Origin of the sequence: Bdellovibrio sp. NC01 (assembly GCF_006874625.1) — a bacterium.
GTDB lineage: Bacteria > Bdellovibrionota > Bdellovibrionia > Bdellovibrionales > Bdellovibrionaceae > Bdellovibrio.
In genome coordinates, this window is the sequence record NZ_CP030034.1 from 2,806,331 (window position 1) to 2,825,112 (window position 18,782).

18 protein-coding genes and 1 riboswitch are annotated in these 18,782 nt (G+C 45.1%); of the genes, 10 read left to right on the forward strand and 8 right to left on the reverse strand.

Annotation, left to right across the window (positions count from 1 at the left end; all coding sequences use genetic code 11):
• Positions 1 to 7: 7 nt before the first annotated feature.
• On the reverse strand, positions 8 to 754 hold the full coding sequence (gene gpmA / locus DOE51_RS13375) for a 2,3-diphosphoglycerate-dependent phosphoglycerate mutase (RefSeq protein ID WP_142697054.1): 747 nt from the start codon (positions 752 to 754) through the stop codon (positions 8 to 10).
• A 184-nt stretch (positions 755 to 938) separates the two neighbouring features.
• Here gpmA and DOE51_RS13380 point away from each other — a divergent pair, with 184 nt between their 5' ends.
• From DOE51_RS13380 to DOE51_RS13390, 3 genes are all read left to right on the forward strand, one after another.
• A complete protein-coding gene (locus DOE51_RS13380; protein ID WP_142697055.1) occupies positions 939 to 3,635 on the forward strand; it encodes a 2-oxoglutarate dehydrogenase E1 component in 2,697 nt (898 codons plus the stop codon).
• A 34-nt stretch (positions 3,636 to 3,669) separates the two neighbouring features.
• Positions 3,670 to 4,938, forward strand: coding sequence for a 2-oxoglutarate dehydrogenase complex dihydrolipoyllysine-residue succinyltransferase (gene odhB, locus DOE51_RS13385; RefSeq protein ID WP_142697056.1), 1,269 nt, complete (start codon positions 3,670 to 3,672; stop codon positions 4,936 to 4,938).
• A gap of 211 nt (positions 4,939 to 5,149) precedes the next feature.
• The gene (locus DOE51_RS13390) at positions 5,150 to 5,797 is read left to right on the forward strand and encodes a hypothetical protein (protein ID WP_142697057.1); all 648 of its coding nucleotides are present in this window, start codon (positions 5,150 to 5,152) and stop codon (positions 5,795 to 5,797) included.
• Positions 5,798 to 5,836: 39 nt separating this feature from the next.
• On the opposite strand, the gene DOE51_RS13395 is transcribed toward DOE51_RS13390, so the two are convergent.
• Complete coding sequence (locus DOE51_RS13395; RefSeq protein ID WP_142697058.1) at positions 5,837 to 6,733, reverse strand: LysR family transcriptional regulator; 897 nt, start codon at positions 6,731 to 6,733, stop codon at positions 5,837 to 5,839.
• A gap of 90 nt (positions 6,734 to 6,823) precedes the next feature.
• On the opposite strand from DOE51_RS13395, the gene DOE51_RS13400 reads away from it, so the two are divergent.
• From DOE51_RS13400 to DOE51_RS13415, 4 genes are all read left to right on the forward strand, one after another.
• Positions 6,824 to 7,237: a DoxX family protein gene (locus DOE51_RS13400; protein WP_142697059.1), complete on the forward strand. Its 414-nt coding sequence runs from the start codon at positions 6,824 to 6,826 to the stop codon at positions 7,235 to 7,237.
• A gap of 9 nt (positions 7,238 to 7,246) precedes the next feature.
• Positions 7,247 to 8,038: an SDR family NAD(P)-dependent oxidoreductase gene (locus DOE51_RS13405; protein WP_142697060.1), complete on the forward strand. Its 792-nt coding sequence runs from the start codon at positions 7,247 to 7,249 to the stop codon at positions 8,036 to 8,038.
• Between the two features lie 141 nt (positions 8,039 to 8,179).
• Positions 8,180 to 9,589, forward strand: a complete 1,410-nt coding sequence (lpdA, locus tag DOE51_RS13410) for a dihydrolipoyl dehydrogenase (protein ID WP_142697061.1) — start codon at positions 8,180 to 8,182, stop codon at positions 9,587 to 9,589.
• 135 nt (positions 9,590 to 9,724) lie between these two features.
• Positions 9,725 to 10,135, forward strand: coding sequence for a hypothetical protein (locus DOE51_RS13415; RefSeq protein ID WP_142697062.1), 411 nt, complete (start codon positions 9,725 to 9,727; stop codon positions 10,133 to 10,135).
• Between the two features lie 68 nt (positions 10,136 to 10,203).
• Here DOE51_RS13415 and DOE51_RS13420 read toward each other — a convergent pair whose 3' ends face one another.
• Entirely contained in the window at positions 10,204 to 11,055 is an 852-nt protein-coding gene (locus tag DOE51_RS13420) for an endonuclease I family protein (RefSeq protein ID WP_142697063.1), read from the reverse strand.
• Positions 11,048 to 11,145: riboswitch (purine riboswitch) on the reverse strand. It overlaps the preceding gene by 8 nt.
• A 102-nt stretch (positions 11,146 to 11,247) precedes the next feature.
• Positions 11,248 to 11,676, reverse strand: coding sequence for a hypothetical protein (locus DOE51_RS13425; protein WP_246845092.1), 429 nt, complete (start codon positions 11,674 to 11,676; stop codon positions 11,248 to 11,250).
• A gap of 171 nt (positions 11,677 to 11,847) precedes the next feature.
• Here DOE51_RS13425 and DOE51_RS13430 point away from each other — a divergent pair, with 171 nt between their 5' ends.
• On the forward strand, positions 11,848 to 12,414 hold the full coding sequence (locus DOE51_RS13430) for a hypothetical protein (RefSeq protein ID WP_142697064.1): 567 nt from the start codon (positions 11,848 to 11,850) through the stop codon (positions 12,412 to 12,414).
• Positions 12,415 to 12,463: 49 nt separating this feature from the next.
• On the opposite strand, the gene DOE51_RS13435 is transcribed toward DOE51_RS13430, so the two are convergent.
• The 4 genes from DOE51_RS13435 to DOE51_RS13450 form a co-directional block, all read right to left on the reverse strand.
• The gene (locus DOE51_RS13435; protein WP_142697065.1) at positions 12,464 to 14,077 is read right to left on the reverse strand and encodes a hypothetical protein; all 1,614 of its coding nucleotides are present in this window, start codon (positions 14,075 to 14,077) and stop codon (positions 12,464 to 12,466) included.
• 133 nt (positions 14,078 to 14,210) lie between these two features.
• On the reverse strand, positions 14,211 to 14,786 hold the full coding sequence (locus DOE51_RS13440; RefSeq protein WP_142697066.1) for a hypothetical protein: 576 nt from the start codon (positions 14,784 to 14,786) through the stop codon (positions 14,211 to 14,213).
• The gene (locus tag DOE51_RS13445; protein ID WP_142697067.1) at positions 14,783 to 15,808 is read right to left on the reverse strand and encodes a hypothetical protein; all 1,026 of its coding nucleotides are present in this window, start codon (positions 15,806 to 15,808) and stop codon (positions 14,783 to 14,785) included. Before DOE51_RS13445 ends, DOE51_RS13440 begins: the two co-directional genes overlap by 4 nt.
• Entirely contained in the window at positions 15,799 to 16,533 is a 735-nt protein-coding gene (locus DOE51_RS13450; protein ID WP_142697068.1) for a hypothetical protein, read from the reverse strand. Before DOE51_RS13450 ends, DOE51_RS13445 begins: the two co-directional genes overlap by 10 nt.
• A 131-nt stretch (positions 16,534 to 16,664) precedes the next feature.
• Here DOE51_RS13450 and DOE51_RS13455 point away from each other — a divergent pair, with 131 nt between their 5' ends.
• Positions 16,665 to 17,978, forward strand: coding sequence for a hypothetical protein (locus DOE51_RS13455; protein WP_142697069.1), 1,314 nt, complete (start codon positions 16,665 to 16,667; stop codon positions 17,976 to 17,978).
• 13 nt (positions 17,979 to 17,991) lie between these two features.
• A complete protein-coding gene (locus DOE51_RS13460; protein WP_142697070.1) occupies positions 17,992 to 18,687 on the forward strand; it encodes a hypothetical protein in 696 nt (231 codons plus the stop codon).
• Positions 18,688 to 18,782 lie beyond the last annotated feature (95 nt).

Consider the following 18,782-nt stretch of genomic DNA (forward strand, 5'->3'; position numbering starts at 1 on the left):
GAGACGATTACTTCGCTTTTCCTTGATTCGCGACCGATTCAATCGCCGCTTTGACCTCTTCAGGGTCACCGATGAACTCTTTTTTCAGGACTTTTAAGTCTTTATCAAGTTCATACATGAGTGGAATTCCTGTCGGCATATTCACGCCCATGATTTCATCAGGAGTCATGTTTTCAAGATGCTGCATCAACGCACGCAAGCTATTACCATGAGCCACGATCAAAACTTTTTCGCCGCCTTTAATTTTTGGCGCAATCGTGTTGTTCCACAAAGGAAGGAATCTTGCGACCGTGTCTTTCAAAGACTCTTGGCTTGGCAGAAGATGCTTGTCCACATGCTTGTAACGCGGATCATGAGAAGGATGGCGAGGATCACTCGTCTCCATTGCTGGAGGTGGAGTGTCGTAACTGCGACGCCAGATTTTTACTTGGTCTTCACCGTGACGAGCCGCAGTCTCAGCTTTGTTCAAACCCTGTAGGGCTCCGTAGTGTCTTTCGTTAAGACGCCAGTCTTTGTGGACAGGAAGCCACACTTGATCGATCTCATCGAGAACGTAATTCAGAGTTTTAATCGCTCTTTTCAGAACTGATGTGTACGCAATATCAAATGTAAAGCCTCTGTCTTTGAGGGCTTTTCCACCTTTTAGAGCTTCGGCTCGACCTTTTTCAGAAAGATCTACGTCTTGCCAGCCTGTGAATCTGTTCTCTTGGTTCCACACACTCTCACCGTGTCTAATTAGCACCAACTTGTACACGTTTAAACTCCTTCATTTTGGCTTAGAAAAGAGCTATCATGACAGAGCTTTCGTTGAACATCAAAACCCGCGATTTTGCTACGCATTAATGAGTTACAAAGCCTCGAGTTTTTGAAAAATTAGGGAAGCATTTTTAGCGTCATACAAAGCCTACGTAAACTTAGGCCAACAAGAGGAACATCTCGTGAACAATAATGGCATTAACAGTTCGAATCTTGAATACATTGAACAGCTTTACGCTGACTTCAAAGCAAAACCGGATTCACTCGCTTCAGAGTGGAGAAGCTTCTTTGAAGGAATGGAATTTGCCCAAGAAGGTAAATTCGGAATGTCTGACAAAGAGTTGGCTGTTTACCAATTGATCCAAGCTTACAGAGCAAATGGTCACCTTGAAGCAAACTTGAATCCTCTGTACCCACCACAAGCAAACGAAGCCTTGGCTTTGAAAACTTTTGGTTTGAGCGACAAAGACTTAAACGCGAAATTCCAAATCGGTTCATTGATCGGCAAAGCAAATGCAACTCTTGCTGATATCGTCGCGACGTTGAAGAAAAACTACAGCGGCACAATTTCTTTGCAAGCATCTGATGCGGCTCCTGCTGAAGTGAAATGGTTGACGCAAGAATTTGAAGCGCCAACATTCAAACTTTCTGTTGATGAAAAGAAAAACACTCTGACGTCTTTAACTAAAGCCGAGACTTTGGAAAAATTCGTTCACACTCGTTACGTTGGTACAAAGCGCTTCTCGATTGAAGGTGCTGATTCTATGTTGCCGATGCTAGAGACAATCACGAACAAAGGTTCTGCTGCTGGCGTAAAAGAAATTTTCGTCGGCATGGCTCACCGTGGTCGTGTGAACACTTTGGTAAATTACTTCGGCAAACCTGAAGAATATGTTTTCGGTGACTTCAATGGTCCTTTGGAACTTGAAAAACCAGTTGAAGACTTCGACGGCGACGTGAAGTACCACTTGGGTTATAAAACTGAAAAGAAAACTGCAACAGGTACTGTTAAAGCAACGATGGCCTACAACCCGTCACACTTGGAAACTGTGAATGCCGTAGCTTTGGGTATGGCGCGCGCAGCGCAAGACTTGAACGGCGGCGATAGAAAAGCGGTTGTTCCTGTTTTGATTCACGGTGATGCAGCCTTCGCGGGTCAAGGTATCATCCAAGAGACAATGCAATTGGCTGGCGTGAAACCTCACACAACTGGCGGCACGATCCATATCGTGGTTGATAACCAAGTTGGTTTCACAACAAACGGTAAAGACACTCGTTCAACTCGTTATGCATCTGATGCTGCGAAAATGACATTCACTCCGGTACTTCACTGTAACGGTGATGATGTTGAGGCGTGCGTGCGCGCTGCTGATATCGCAATTCGCTACCGCCAACAATTTGGCAAAGACATCGTTATCAATTTCATCTGCTACCGTAAATACGGTCACAATGAAGGTGACGAACCTGCATTCACGCAACCATTGATGTACGATCTGATCAAAGCTCATGCGACTGTGCGTGAACTTTACGTTAAAAAATTAACTGCTGAAAATTCAGTAGATCAAAAAACGGCCGACGATCTTTACCAACAAGCGATGGATCGTTTGCAAAAGATTTTCGAAGATACTAAAAAATCTCCTCCGAAATTGAAAAACTTCAAATTCGATGGCAACTGGGAAGGTTTGCGTAAAGGTGTAGAAGCCGATATGGACAAACCCGCTGATACAAAATTCGATTTGGCGAAATTAAAACAAATCGGTGAAAAAATCGGTTCATTCCCTGCTGACTTCACTCCGCATCCAAAATTGATCAAATTGCTTGAAGCGCGCAAAGCTATGGGCGCTGGTAAAGAGATGGTTGACTGGGGCATGGGTGAACTTCTTGCTTACGGTTCATTGTTGTCTGAAGGAACTTCAGTTCGTTTGACTGGTGAAGACTGCGTTCGCGGTACATTCACTCACCGTCATGCGGGTATGTACGATGTTAAAACAAACAAAGCGTACTTCCCTCTTGCTGATTTGAATCCAAAAGCAAACTTGCTTGTGGCCGAGTCGATTCTTTCGGAATACGGCGTGATGGGTTACGAATACGGTTACTCTGTGCAAGATCCTAAATCACTTGTGATGTGGGAAGCGCAATTCGGTGACTTCGTCAACGGCGCACAAATCGTATTGGATCAATACTTGGCTGCTGGCGAATCTAAATGGCAACAAATGTCAGGCTTGGTTCTTCTTCTGCCTCACGGTTATGAAGGTCAAGGGCCAGAGCACTCGTCGGCACGTCTTGAGCGCTTCTTGCAAAGCTGTGCTTTGTACAACATGCAAGTGTGCAACTTGACGACTCCTGCGCAAATTTATCACGCCCTTCGCAGACAAGTTCGCAGAGACTTCAGAAAACCATTGGTTATCATGACGCCAAAATCTTTATTGAGACATCCTCGCGCTGTATCTTCAATTGAAGATCTTGCGAAAGGTTCGTTCCAAGAAGTGATCGCAGACACTGTTGATAAATCAAAAGTGGATACAGTGGTTTTCGTTTCAGGAAAGCTTTACTACGAGCTTCTTGAAGAAAGAGAAAAATCTAAAAAGGAAAACATCGCGCTCGTTCGTCTAGAGCAGATCTATCCATTCCCAGCACAACAAGTGACTGAAGTATTGAAGTCTTACCCTAAAGCGAAGACTTTAATTTGGGCGCAAGAAGAACCTAAAAACATGGGTGCCTTCCAAAACGTCTACTTCAAGTTTGTTGAAGTTGTGCAAAAAGCAGGTTTGCAATTGCGCTTTGAGTACGTGGGTCGTCCTGAAAAGGCGTCTCCGGCAGTGGGCTCTATCTACCGCCACAAAGCAGAGCAAGCAGAAATTATTAAAAGCATTTTTTAAGTTTTAAAGTTTAATCATCGTAAGGACGTTCAAAATGAAACAAGAAATCAAAGTTCCCGCAGTCGGCGAATCGATCACTGAAGCGACGATCGGCAGTTGGACTAAAAAATCTGGTGACTTCGTAAAACGCAACGAAGTGCTTATGCTCCTTGAAACAGATAAAGCCAGCGTTGAGGTCGTTGCAGAAAACGACGGCGTATTAACTATTCTTCCAGGTAGTGAAGCTGGCGCGACGGTACAAATCGGCGCGACTGTAGCGACACTAGATACAGATGCAAAAGCTCCAGCAGCAGGTGCCGCGGCACCAGCAGCGGAAGCTCCAAAGGCAGCGGCTCCGGCACAGGCAGCGACTCCAGCGGCGGCCCCTGCAGCAGGTGGTTCTAACCAACACCTATCCCCTGCAGTTCAAAGAATCGTCACTGAAAATCAAATCGATCCTTCAACAGTTCAAGGAACTGGCAAAGATGGTCGTTTGACGAAAGGTGATGTTTTGAATGCTCCGGCGGGTTCTGCGAATGCAGCTCCAGCACAAGCGGCGGCACCAGCGGCGAAAGCTCCTGCAGCTCCGACCGTAACACCAGTTGCAACGGGCCCATCAAAACAAGGCGAGAAAAAACTTGTTCCGATGACGACGATCCGTAAACGTATCGCAGAGAAATTGAAAGAAGCGCAAAATACTGCGGCTCTTTTGACGACTTTCAACGAAATCGACATGACGAAAGTGATGGAGCTTCGTGCGAAATACAAAGACAAGTTCAAAGAAAAATACGGTTTGAACTTGGGCTTCAACGGCTTCTTCGTAAAAGCTTCTGTTGAAGCTTTGAAAGCGTTCCCTGCGGTAAACGCATGGATCGTTGGCACTGACATCGAATACCACAACTACTTCAACATCGGTATCGCGGTATCGACTGAAAAAGGCTTGATGGTTCCAAACGTAAAAGATGCTGATACATTGTCATTGGCAGGTATCGAGATCGCTGTACGTGATTTGGCGGCAAAAGGCCGTGATGGCAAAATCTCCCCTAATGATTTGGGTGGCGGTACGTTCTCTATCACGAACGGTGGTGTGTTCGGTTCGTTGCTTTCAACTCCGATCTTGAATGCTCCTCAATCTGCGATCTTGGGTCTTCATAAAATCCAAGACCGCCCTATGGCGATCAACGGTAAAGTTGAAATCCGCCCTATGATGTATGTAGCATTGACGTACGATCACAGAATCGTAGACGGTAAAGAAGCCGTCAGCTTCCTAGTGAAAATTAAGGAGCTTGTCGAGGACCCTGAAAGACTTCTTCTTGAAGTGTAGTCTTTAAAATTGTTCTGATTCAGTCAAAAAAGCCTGGGTATCCCCCGGGCTTTTTTCTTTTAATGGCCTTCATTCTCTTCGGTGTCCCGCAGATGTTCGAAGTGTCTACATTCCGAACAGGTAGAAACTACTCAACTAAGTTACATTTATGAAAGAGACTTTTCTACACGAGTGTTTTCGGTTATTTAATGGACTCTCATTAGGACGTAATATGGAAATCGAAAAACAGCTCGAACTAGATCTGGCAGCAAGCTATCGCCAGAACTTACAAGATCTTTCCTCTTTGCTAGAGCAATTTGGATATACAGTCGTGCCCTTTAACGATGCCAGTCTTCCACACTTCCATAAGCTCAGTCGTGAACATCAAGTCGACGTTGAAAAAGCATTGGGCGTTTACGTAAACACTCTGCGCTCTGAATACGTCAGTGGTTCATTCGATCAAGAACGTTTTGTGATGCAGTTTCTTTTCCGCATGGGCATTTTGTCGTCAGACGATTTGCACGAAACAATTCGCAGCGAAAAATACATCCAGATCTACAATCGCGATCAACTGCAAATCTTCAGAAGTCTTGCGTGCTATGAGCGTTGCTCGTTCACTCTGGAACAACTGACGACTCGTCCATGGTTTGACCTGTGGGAACGTGATAGCTTGTTCTATTACGCTTGTTATGGCTTGGCTGCGACAGCACTTAAGATCATGAAATTCACAAAGCTGCGTTTGGATTTCCCGCACCACAAAGTGACAGAGCAGGAATCCGCTTTTGGTTATTCTTTCGAATACAAAATCAAAAGCCTTAGCGCTTTGACTCGCCAAGGAAAATTGCAAGCCGCTTTGTTGGTTGAAGACTGGAAGTTCTAAGTTGGTCTACTCTACACTCCGACTTCGTCGGACTACAACTTAGTCCTTCAAAAACTTCGGGAACTCTTCGACGATCGTATCCATTAAAGCTCGCACTCTTTTCGACATATAACGATTCGACGGCGTCACGATGTAAGCGTCGTGCCCTGACTCCAGACGATCATTCAATTCAATTTCGACCATCTCTTTTTTGCGTAATAGTTCATTAGCATCCCAGTGCGAGCGAATGGCGATGCCCGCCCCGGCTTTCGCAAGCTCCGTTAAGAAAAGTCCGTTGTTTGAAATCATCGAGGTCGTGCTTGCGACTTCCGAAAGTGTCAGTCCACTTTTTTGAAAACGACGTGCGCGGTGGGCCGGTACAAACATCAACGGATGCTCTTTGAGCTCTTTCACTGTTTTTGGTGTGCCCGCTTTTTTCAAATAAGCTTTGCTTGCGATGATTTTTAAATAGTTAGGTCCCAGTCGGCGTGCGATCAACGTTGAATCGGCCATCGTCGAAAAACGAATTGCTAAATCAAATCCGCCTTCCACCAGTTTTTCAAAGGCATCACTGAAATGCACATGCACTTCGACAAGGGGATGCTTCTGACGGAAGTTCGTAATGATTTGTGCGATCGGCCCTTGGGTCAAAGTCCACGGCAGCGTCAAACGCACGACGCCTTTTAGTTCGTTGGAATCAACGAATTGTTCTTCGATCTCTTTAATGTCGCCAAACAATCTTTGTAAGTGTGGGATCAGGCCTTTGCCCTCTTCCGTTAAATGCACAGCGCGAGTACTGCGCTGAAACAATCTTATACCTAAGGCGCCCTCTAAGCGTGCGATTCGTTTGCTTAAGACTGAAACCGGAACTTCTAAGGTACGGGCCGCTTGGGAAAAGCCACCGGCTTCGGCGACACTTAAAAAGGCTGTGAGATCTTCCAAATTCTGTATTTTCATATTTTCTATTTTAGAAAAGATGTTTCTACAAAACAAGGGATTATCATTTAAATAGAAAAGGTCTAAAGTGACGTCATAAGGAGTTCGTTTATGACTAACAACAAGCACCAACCTATCGCTTATGCTGTCTTACGCTTCGCTTTGGGACTTAACATTTTTCTGCATGGACTTGTGCGCATCGGTCCGAATTATTCTAAGTTTATTGATTGGACGATGGGCATTTTTAAAAATGCTCCGTTGCCTGATTTTGCCGTGCAGGGTTTTGCTTACGCCATCCCACCACTTGAATTGCTGGTCGGCGGATTCTTACTTGTCGGTCTTTTCACGCTGCCCGCTTTGGTGTTGGGATCGCTTGTGATGATCGCGTTAATGGCCGGTATGTGCATTGTACAGAACTGGGAAATCGTCGGCATTCAGATGATTTATATCTTGCTCTATGCGGTTCTGACTTTTGGATTTCAGTATAACACTTACTCTATCGATTCAGTGATTCGTAAAAAATAGGAGATCCATATGGCGAAAAATAAATTAGCACTTATCACAGGTTCCACAGCAGGTATTGGTTTTGCCATCGCAGAAAAAATGGCTCGTCATGGACAGTTCGACGTTATCATCAACGGTCGCACTGAAGAGCGTGTGAATAAAGCCATCAATCAACTGCTTGCCGAAGGCGTGAATAAAGCACGCTTGCACGGAGTCGCCGCCGATCTTTCCACGGTTGAAGGCATCCAAAAAGTGCAGGAACTTTTTCCTGACATCGACGTCCTGGTAAATAATTTCGGTATTTTTGAGCCCAAGGATTTTGCAGACATCACCGATGGCGATTGGGAAAAAATGTGGAACGCCAACTTCATGTCAGGGGCACGCCTTTCGCGTTACTACTTCCCACGCATGCTGAGTAAAAACTCGGGCCGCGTGATCTTTATTTCCAGTGAATCGGCCGTTCAGATTCCTGTTGAGATGATTCATTATGGTGTGACAAAAACAGCGCAAGTAGCGTTAGCTCGCGGCATGGCCGAAGCGGCCGCAAATACCAAGGTCACGGTGAACTCGATCCTTGTCGGTCCTACGAAGTCCGAAGGTGTCGGTACGTTCTTGAAGCAACTTGCCGAAAAAGATCAGGTCAGCGAGGCCGAAGTTGAGAAAAACTTCTTTAAAACGGCTCGCCCGACTTCGTTATTGAAACGCTTTATTAAGCCTGAAGAAGTTGGAGCCCTTGTCGCATTTGTCAGCAGTGACGAAGCGTCTGCGATAACGGGTGCTGCGCTACGCGTGGATGGCGGCCTGCTGAAAGGAATCCTGTAAAGACCTTGGCGGAGTAGCGCGTCTAACCCTTTGTCGAGACCTATTGTGAAGCATACTACGTGACCGATTATGCTAAAATGGCGTATAAATAACTCCGTATAGTCCCTATTTGCAGCAGTGTTTTCTAAAAAGGAATTTCTCATGGCAGACAATCAATTTGATCTTATTGTTATCGGCTCGGGCCCTGGTGGTTATGTTGGTGCGATTCGCGCGGCACAACTTGGTCTTAAAGTAGCTGTTGTTGAAAAAGATAAAACTTACGGTGGCACATGCTTGAACGTAGGTTGCATCCCTTCAAAAGCTTTGCTTGAAAGTTCTGAACACTATGTAGCGGCTCAACATGATTTCGCTTCTCACGGCATTAAAGTTCCAAAGGTTGAGTTAGATTTAACAACGATGCTTGCGCGTAAAGATAAAGTTGTTAAACAAAACACAGAAGGCATCGTTTTCCTTTTCAAGAAAAACAAAATCACAGGCTTCAACGGCTTCGGTAAAATCACAGCTCCGGGTAAAGTTGAAGTCAAAGGTGACGACGGCAACACACAAGTCTTGACGACAAAATCAATCTTGATCGCAACAGGTTCAGTACCAGTTGAATTGCCGTTCTTGAAATACGATGAAAAACGTATTGTTTCAAATACGGGTGCCTTGATCATCCCACAAGTTCCGAAAAAAATGATCGTTGTCGGTGGCGGCGTGATCGGTTTGGAATTGGGTTCTGTATGGCAACGCCTTGGCGCGGAAGTGACAGTGATCGAGTACACAGCTCGTTTGGGTGGTGCGACTGATCAAGACTGCATGAAAGTGCTTCAGAAAAATCTAGAAAAAGAAGGCATGAAGTTCCTTCTTTCAACTAAAGTTACGGGCTCAAATGTTGTAGCAGATGGCGTTGAAGTCACTTATGAAGCTTTGGCTGACGGTAAAGCTGCAACAGTGAAAGCGGATGTTGTTCTAGTAGCAACAGGTCGTAAACCATTTACTGGTGGCTTGGGACTTGAAGACGTTGGCGTACAAAAAGATCCTCAAGGTCGCGTGATCGTTGATAAACACTATCAAACAAACGTTCCAGGCATCTATGCCATTGGTGACGTTATCGCGGGCCCAATGCTTGCGCATAAAGCAGAAGAAGAAGGCGTTGCTTTGGCAGAGATGCTTGCAGGCAAAGCTGGTCACGTAAACTACGATACAGTTCCAGGTGTTATCTATACTCATCCAGAAGTTGCAACTGTTGGATTGAATGAAGAGCAATGCAAAGAAAAAGGTATCGAAGTAAACGTGGGTAAATTCCCATTCCTTGCGAACGGCCGTGCTCGCGCGAAAGGTTTCACTGAAGGTTTCGTGAAAATCATCGCGGATAAAAAGACAGATAAAATCTTGGGCGCACACATGGTTGGCCCAGGCGTTTCTGAACTGATCCATGAAGTGATCGTGTGCATGGAATTTGGTGGTAGCAGCGAAGACCTAGCAAGATCATTCCACGCCCACCCTACTTTAAGTGAAGTTGTGCGTGAAGCGGCTTTGGCTGTAGAAAAACGCCAAAGACAAATGTAGTTCCGACGACATTTACAGATAAAACATCAAAGCCCGGTTCAAGCCGGGCTTTTTTTATTGGTGTCATCTTGAATGGCACTCGAATTGCTTTTCCCTTTCTTGGTCATCACTTTGACACCATTAAAGGGGGATTTAATGAAACTGCTACTGATCTTTGCTGCACTTATGTTTGTAGAAACAACATACGCATCTATTGAAATCATTCAGGATGGCAAACGCTATACCTGTCAACCGGCGGAACAAAGCTTCGACAACACTTGTGCGGGCGCAAGTTTAAAAAAAATGGGTTACGTCACTTCTGACTGCAAGCGAGTACAAAATGATTCGCAAGACATCTGCGCTGCACGATCAATCGAAAAGATGGGTTATGTAACGTCGGACTGTTTGTCACTTCAAGGTGGCGGACAATGTGCCGTCGCTTCACTTGATAAAATGGGATACATCACATCAGATTGCAAAAGAGTCGCAAACGGTCGCCAAGATACTTGTGCCGCTGCTTCGATTCAAAAAATGGGTTACGTGACTTCTGATTGTTTAAGTCTTTAATTTCGAAAATAAAAAAAGCCTCTGCATTTTCGGTGCAGAGGCTTTTTAGTTTTTACTAATCAAAGAAATCAGAAGCTTTGGATTTTGTCTACTAGCTCTGGGAAATCGATGAATGGATTTCTGTTGCCTTGGACTTTCCAGATTTCTTCGTTACGACGAGCTTCTTCTTCGTCTACTGGATCATCGTGATTCCATTTTCTCAAGATCGCTTCTTGGTTCGCGCTCATTTTTGCACCGTAGTTTACTGCGAAGTAGAACAATGCACGAGCTACGTTACCTTTATGACCTTGAGGTGGTTCGAAAACATCCGCGCTACCTTTGCTTGATTTACCGAAGCGAGATACGGGGCATTTCAACGGTTTAGAGTCTTTTACAACTTCACCGAATTCGTTGTTACCACGGATCGAATTCATTTTGTTATCTGCTGGATACAAGTGGTGCAAATCTGATTTCTGCATGTTCTTGTCGAACTTGCCTACGAATTTGCTTTGTGGCCATGTGTGCTCTGTATTCAAGATGTTGCCATCAGGAATTACGCGCGGGCCTGGAGGATTGCTTGGGAAATCACTCGTGTGTTTGTAGTTCGCGCAATAAACGTCTGGAAGTGCGTAACCGTTAGCATCTTGTACTAGATAATAAACGCCCATCATCCACACACGTGCACGGTCATATCCCAAAGAGATATGTTGGTAGCAACCTGAACCGTTGCAGTTACCGATTTCATCAAGACCGTTGTCTACGGAACGATGTTGGCTGCGCAAAACTGTTTGCAAGCTCTTTACGAGTGCATCGTTAGTTACACCAGACGCTAGGTCTTGGTAAAACTGCTCACCATAATATGGAATTTCGCTTGAAGAAAGAGCCGCGTGAGAAACGCCACCCACTAGAACTAACACGAACGACAAAAGCATTGCCTTCATTTACCCCTCCCATAGTCAGACATTCTTGGTGCCTGGTAGAAACATTGCGCCCTATTCGCAACATATACGGAACGCAATCGTTAAACTATGGAAGAGGGAGTGAATTCAAGCTCAAAAAACGCTTTTAACACAATTCGAACAGAAATTGTGCAGAGCGCATTATGGAAATACTGTGAATGAAAATACTTAAATTTACTTACAAAGAGACTGCAAAGCATTCCAGCCGGGTTTTACCGCAGGCTCAGAAGGGCCTTCATCCGCAGTAGGATCAAATTGATTGAGCATATCTGCTTCATATCGGGCACAATCTTTTTTATGAAAGTCTTTTTCAGCAGGAATGGAATCGATCACTGCTAGCATCAAATCCATGTACGCTTCATCTTGCGCAGTTTGTGTAACTGCATTTTCACGAAGAGCAATAATTTGATCCTCAACACGATCCAATGCGCGGAATCTTTCGCGATTATTTTTTGCAGCCGCGACTTCCTTTTCCATCAATTCAGCATAGCTGTCGACTTGTTGACGGATGGTGCGCCCACTGTTCACCGGAATCTCTCGACCTGCTTGGGCGATAGAAGTAATGGCTACTAAAGATAGGATTAAGGCTGATTTGAATGCCATGAGGCACCTCCGACACCCTTAATATGAAACTCTACAAAGCATTTTTCAATACGCACCCACCCGAGGTAGGCAAAGAACATCTCGTGCTAACGTCTAGAGTATTAAACTGGCCCTCCACGTTGTTTTACACCCTTGCTAACGTGAATATAGAGAACGTTTGAGGGGATCAACATGAAATTACTCGCACTAGCGTCCGTCCTGTTTCTTGCTAAGTCTTCAGTTGCAATCGCAAGCCAACAACAATTGCCAATGACCTTGCTTTGCATGACAGAAATTCCAACAACTTCTTTTGTCGTTCGTGACGTCGATGACACAACAGTTGTTGAAGTCTTCCACCACAACGGTGTGAAATACATGCCGATTTTTGATGGCATTGCGACTCCTAATGATGTGCCGACTCTAGCAACAAAAGGTGATGTTCTGACAACTCTTGGCAGCTATATGCGCTTCGAGTGGCCACGCGCAAAATGTAAAAAACAAGATGATCTAGTTTCAAATTGTTTCGGCAGCACGGATGAACAAGACATCAATGGCCACAAAGTCAAAGCCTGGAATTTCGATACATCCCTTGTGATGGAGAAAACTTACTCTGGTAAGTACAACTCTTACAAAGTGTCTTTGAATTTAGATGTGGATGGCGAATCGCTGTCTGTACCGATGAAATACGATCAAAGCGAATGCACAGATCAAATGGTCATGAAAGCTCCGATCAAAGAGCTTCAGCAAAAGAAGAAATAAAAAAAGGCGGCCCGCGGGTCGCCTTTTTAGTTTTTGCACTGAATGCAAATTAGAATTTTAAGTATTTATCTTCCGTACAAGTTGCGTGGCCTAATTTCTTTTCAAGCTCTACATACTTCACAGCAATAAAGCTTAAGTAACCAGGTGCTCCGCCTGCTTTCTTGGCGTGGCCGATGCGCACGAATTCAGGGAACGTCAAGCGCGCTGCTTTTTCATAAGAATTATCAAGCCACGTTTTGCGCTCTTTTTCTACGTATGTTTGTACGGCAAGTTCGATCTTCTTTTGTTCCGCTTCAGGAAGTTTATCGATGCCTTTAAACTGCTTTTGAACGTAAGTGCGAAGTTCGGCATAGCGGCCTTGCAACTTCTTAGCATCCATTTTCAAAACATTAAACACTTCGACAGACTTTAAAGCCGCACGATAATCATCGTTTGTACCAGACAAGCCCTTCCAGAAAGTACGGAAGTTCGTCAGTACTGCCCATTTGCCCGTCTCTGTATCTTGGAAATTGAAGTCACTGTCCGCCAACTTCAATTGCGATTTTTCTCTGAACGTTAGATAGTCATCCAAAATATTTTTCGGAGCAGCGATACCCGCATTGAAACCCAAGCTCATGATCATTTGTTTGATCACTTCTTGGTCTGGGTGAGAGACACCTAGTTTTCTCATGCGTTCAACATAGTCACTGCGACGGATGTAACCACCATAAGGTGTGCCCTTTTGATATGGTTGACCATCAAGATAGTCAACGCCGCCTTTATAGACGATACCCGTTGTTCTTTGTTGATTGTTTTTATAAAGAATCGCCGTCGTCAAAACGTTGCGAAGTGGATTTGCTGGCACGGCCAAGAATTCACAACGAACATCTTTACGCCATACACGGTAGCACGTCGGATCGTTCTGCGCTTGTTCTGTCGAGCACAATTTTTGTCCCGCTGGAACAGCAAAAGTAAATGCAGCAGGAACATTGGCGATACGTTTGCACGATGGCTTATCTGATTTCAGCATCTCTGCCACATACCATTCAAAGCCTGATGGATTTTTTTCTTCACCGTTATAGCGTTCGAACACGTCACCTGAAAGGGCGTTATCAGTCAATTGACCAACACCCGAGTCACCGCCAGAAGCCCACGTATTAATGTGCAAACCGCTTTCATTAAATAGTTTTGGGAAAAGTTCCTTCAAAGGGATATTGAAACACTCTGCAACATCCACCAAAGAGTTATAGACGCTGTTGACGTAAGTTTCAGTCACGCATGGAGATTGGAAGTACTCTGGTTTGCCTTCAGCATTCGTTTTAAACGAACGCACTGGAGCTGCCAGCTTTTCACCTTTTTCATTGCGGCATTGCGAACGAAAACTCATCGGCGTATCTAACGATGCGAAGTTCTTCATAATATAGCTGACACATTGACGAGGTGGCTGACCTTTTTCAACACTTTGACGAGTGTTTCTAAATTCTGGAGAAATCTGCAAAAGATCTTTTTCCAAATAGTTGCGTTCGTCACCGCACTGTTGTGGGGTTTCGAATTCAGCTTCCGATGCCATCTCTGTTTTGCCTTGAGGAGCGTCTGTATTGAATTGCATATGGTAGTAACCAAATGCTGCAAAACTTAGAAAGCAAAATGCATATGCGAAATATGTACGACCTGAATGTTGCACTTCAGTCTCCTAATCACCTACTCTGGTGAAGCCAGAGTGTAAGCCAGTCTATTCAGTTACTTATCTGTTCTCGTGGAACAAAACTGAATGAACTAAGGTCTAGAATGTTGAAGCGATCTAGATAAAGGGCTAGCTAAAAACTGTAAGCAACGGCCAAGATTGCGTTGGCACCACCTAAAAATGCGAAAACGGCCTTGGCGTCGTGATCGGTTTCACGAGCTGCACTATATATATTCACTGCCGCGATCAGCGCGTGGGTCGCTACACGAATCCATTTACGTTGTTCTTGTTTTTGGCGCTCTTTTTCTAAATAACGTTGCAGGATTTTATTTTTCTCGACCATCGAAATAGTCGACTTATCTAAAGCATAAAAGAATGAATCGTACTCATTCCCCGTCCAGGAATAACTTGCACCGACACCGATCGCCGCAATACCGATTGTTGAAGTGATCGCAAACATCGTGCGACTAAAAACTTCGTCAGCCGCATAATATCCATAGGCGCCACCGACAGTCGCGATAGCCCCCGAGATCATGTAACTTAAACCCAGTTTTTCATCTTCTTCTTGGCGTTCTAAAACGAATTGTCTGAAATCAGACCACTGCGACTGGCCGTCATAGCTGACAGATTTTTCTTTTGTATTAGAGCCTGCAAACGCTGGATATGGCAGTGCCAGCAACACACACATGAAAAGACTCAGCGGCTTCATAACGTCACGCCCAACTGCATGAAGACGCCGCGCTGATCTTTATCGTCCCAGTACGACAAACCACCGGTGAAATTTTTAAAGCCTAAAAGAAATCCGGCAGAATGATCAAATTCTGAGGCACTGACCACCGCTTGTAAAATTCCAATCTGATAAGAAATCGCCGCGCGAATCGCATCACGCACATTTTCTGTTTCTGAATTCACACCAAACTGCACGCCCAATTCTAATAATCCGAGAGGCAATAGCGGTTTGATAGATGCCCCTAGAAGACCTTCTGGCTTGATGGGAAATTGCTCGGTCTTGTGACTAGAAACGCCCCACTGCATGAGGCTCGCAGAAACTTGTGGTGACCACGTGGCATCTTCCCACGCATATAAAAATCCGGGTTCAAAATAAAGCAGTTCTTGCGTTTGCGACTCGAAAAGATTTTTAGAATTTTCAGCCAAAGCTTCACTGACCATGAAGTATTGACCAATGAAACGCACATGCGAATAGCGCGCTTGCAAACCCGCATAGAAATTTTCATGCACATAACTTGCTAATTGAAACTTCACCGTCTGCTGTTCAGCCGCAACAAAGTCCACTGCAGGTAACGAGGGGTTTTCAATATGCGAATAGAGAATCACTCGATAAGGCTCAATCGAAACACCCCAGGTTTGCGCTTGATAAGCAGCTTCAACGGACGCTTCAGCTTGCGAGTAGTCACGACGGGAAGCTAATTTTGCGACAGTGCCTTGATCGGCCTGCCCGTCTAGGATTTCTTCAGCATCTTTTAAATAATCGACGTTGCTTCCTAAAAACAAATCCCCATCGAAACGACGTTGTGCTTGTTTTGCAACGAACGCGGGATTGCAGGGCAAACCTCGTTCGACACTGTCCATGCTGTAACAAGCATTACCTAATGAACGTGATAAAAATCGCGAACTGCCGTCACGCATGAACGATGGCAATTCAATACCGTGAGCAGCCGCACTGAAAAATAAGGAAGTCACAACAGTGGGACCCAACCACTTTAAAAGCACTGGTCCTCCTCTGGCAGAGTGATACTTTGCGCTTGTTCACGCACGCGGTGAATATTTTTACGAGCTTCTGTTAATTCTTTCTTTGATGGAAATGCGCCTTCAAGTTCGATCGAGAATTGTTCGATACCCGCAAGCACGCTTAAAGCCCAATTCCAATAAGGTTTGATGTCGTGAAGACAGATGCGTTTTTTCTGCGACAGATTCCAATTACGCACACCTTCATCAACGACGGATTTCAAAATCACCGCCTGCAACGTGGCACTGTATAGATGCACACCAGGAATTTCCTCACCACGCAGAACATTCACGGCACTTTGCAAATCTTCACGCGCGCTTTTACTAACGGAAGGAATTTTCGCCCACACTGCTGAATAGCGCGCCAGATTGCGCAGAAGTTCTGCCACTTGTTGATCGTAAGAAGTGGTTGTGCGCAGATTTAAAGTTGGAATGTCACCCGGACGAGCGGTGACGAAGTTATAAATGTTTTCAATCTTCACGCCGGCGCGAGCTGCATAAGCAGAAGCCCATGCGAGCTTCACCTGATAGTGCGAATCTTTTTGCGCAAGCTCTGCAAAATATTGAATCGCTTCATCGTACTGACGATGATCAAGCATTGTGAAACCCTTGCTTAGTGCGGTTTCGCGCGTGTCCGCATCTGGTTTTGCAGAGCAAGACAGCATTGAAAGAATCAAGCAAATGTAAGCGAGAAATAATATTTTGCGCATAGTGGCGTAGAGTCTTAACGCCGAGCGACCACTTTTTCACCTGTGCGCACGGCGAAATATACTAATTTCATTGATCCTTACTCCCCTGCAATATAACCCTGCACGCGTGTAATACTTCGAAGGAGAGTGACATGTTTCGTGCATTAATTCTGGCAGCCTCATTGATCGTGGGCATCGGGTTTCAAGCCAAAGCAGCGGTTTGGAACGACGTGAATCAGTGGTCTCCGGCGTGGGAAGCGCGCTTTGCTGAGTGGGTTCGTACTTCATGGCAAGTAGACTTCTTTTCGCGCTCAACACTTCCAAATGGCCAAAGCAATCCGTACGCGGGCTTGCGTTTGGACTGCGCGGATACTGTGTATTCAATGCGTTTGATTTTCTCTTACGAAAACAAATTGCCATTCGTGATCCAAGATCCGACAGCTTCAGGCAAAACTCTTTCAAATAAAATGTCTCGTTGGGATGGCCAAAGCGAAACACAACGTATTCGCGGCTTCCTTGTATTCATGTTCCAAACTGTTAGCACAAAATCTTTGCCGAACGATACGTATCCAACTGCGATTAGCAGAGATGCGATTCATTCCGGTTCTTTGATTTTGACTGTCGCAAAAAATCACCACTCTTGGTCAGTAAAAGAAATTTTGCCGATCGGTGTGCCGTACTTGGTTTACAACTCAACTGTGGGTGCGACTTCTGGTGCAGGTTTGCAACAACGTCAATCTTGGCCAAATCCTGAATGGGTGTTTGAAGAAAACTTCACGCCAGCTGGCAACGCTGGTTTCCGTTACTGGAGACCGCAAGCATCTTTGAACCAACCGGTTTGGAAAACTCCTGGTTACAGTGAAGAACAATACCATATTCCACTTGGAAAATGGGTTCGCACTGTTCAAGCGAAACTGGCTTTGCGCCAAGAAACTGACGCGCAAATGATGACTCGTATGATGAAAACAACGTGCGAGGATTTAACAGGTCGTGTGTCTGCAGTGAACGACGGTTTGAACTACCTGAAAAACAATTCTCGTTGCATGGACTATGCAACTTACGACACGTATTCGACTCCGAATCGTGACCAACGTGCGTTTGATGACTTTGTGGCTCTTCGTAGAGCGTACCGCGAGATCTTAACTGCGAATGGTGGCAACCAATTGTCTTTGGAAATGAAACAACAATTGGCGAAAATCTTCCCGTACATTTCTGAAAGCACACAGTCTGAAACAAATAAAATGGCAGCTCAAGGTGTTACTTCAGCGTCTATTTGTGTGACTGAGTACTTGCCAGGCAAACGCATGGACGTGGCTGAATTTAAACGCAGATTGTACACAGGCTTGATCTCAAACAATCCGCATGATGATGGTGCGTATCGTTGGGGTGACCTACGTGGACCTTCGCAGCGTGCAAAATCTTGCCAGTCATGGGACCCTTGGACTCCTGACTTGAGTCAGAACTAATTAAAAAGGAATTATGGGACCGATCAAATTTAAAACTTGGCTTACGTGGGCAATCATTTTGTTCTTCTTGGGTCTACTTGCAGACTACTTTTTCCTTCATAAACTTTTTAAGGAAAAACAAGATCTGCTAAACGGAGCGGTCCCTGCTTCCGCTGTTATCAAATCTTCTGACGTTGCTGAAGCTACTACGGTGACAGCAACAACTCCAACCGCTACTCAAGAGCAAACTCAACCCGCACCCACTCAACAAGACACGTTCTTAGTTTCGTTGAAACAGTGTGCACCAGAGATCGCCGCGCAAACTGTGGCGACTCCGGAAGCGTTGATTGAATACTTGCGCAAATCTATCGGCATCAAAAACGAAGACATCACGGTTGAAAACTACCACATGATTTGGAAAGACGGATCAAAACGTCGCGTTCATGTGGTTGCATCCGACAATACGAACTCTAAGGTAAAAAAAGAAGTTCGTTTGTTTAAAGTCGATGACGAAGGCTATCCCGATCCGGTTCCGCTTAAAGGTAACGAGACGAAAGAGTCTTTGTTAGCAATGGGCCAAGTTGAAAACACAGAAGTAAAATCATCATTGCAATTGAAAGACGGCGGCAACGTTGAACTTGAAATGCATAACAATTCTGTTTACGAATTTCAGTACACTCATAACGGCAAAGTGCTTTCTTGCCGTCTTAAAGACTGTCAATGCCCATAATTTCAGGAATATCCGTGAGCGCTGAACGCCCGCGCGCACGCCTGAAGTCCAGCCTTAGATTAATTCCCTGTTAGCTTGTTTCAAAGTACACAGCC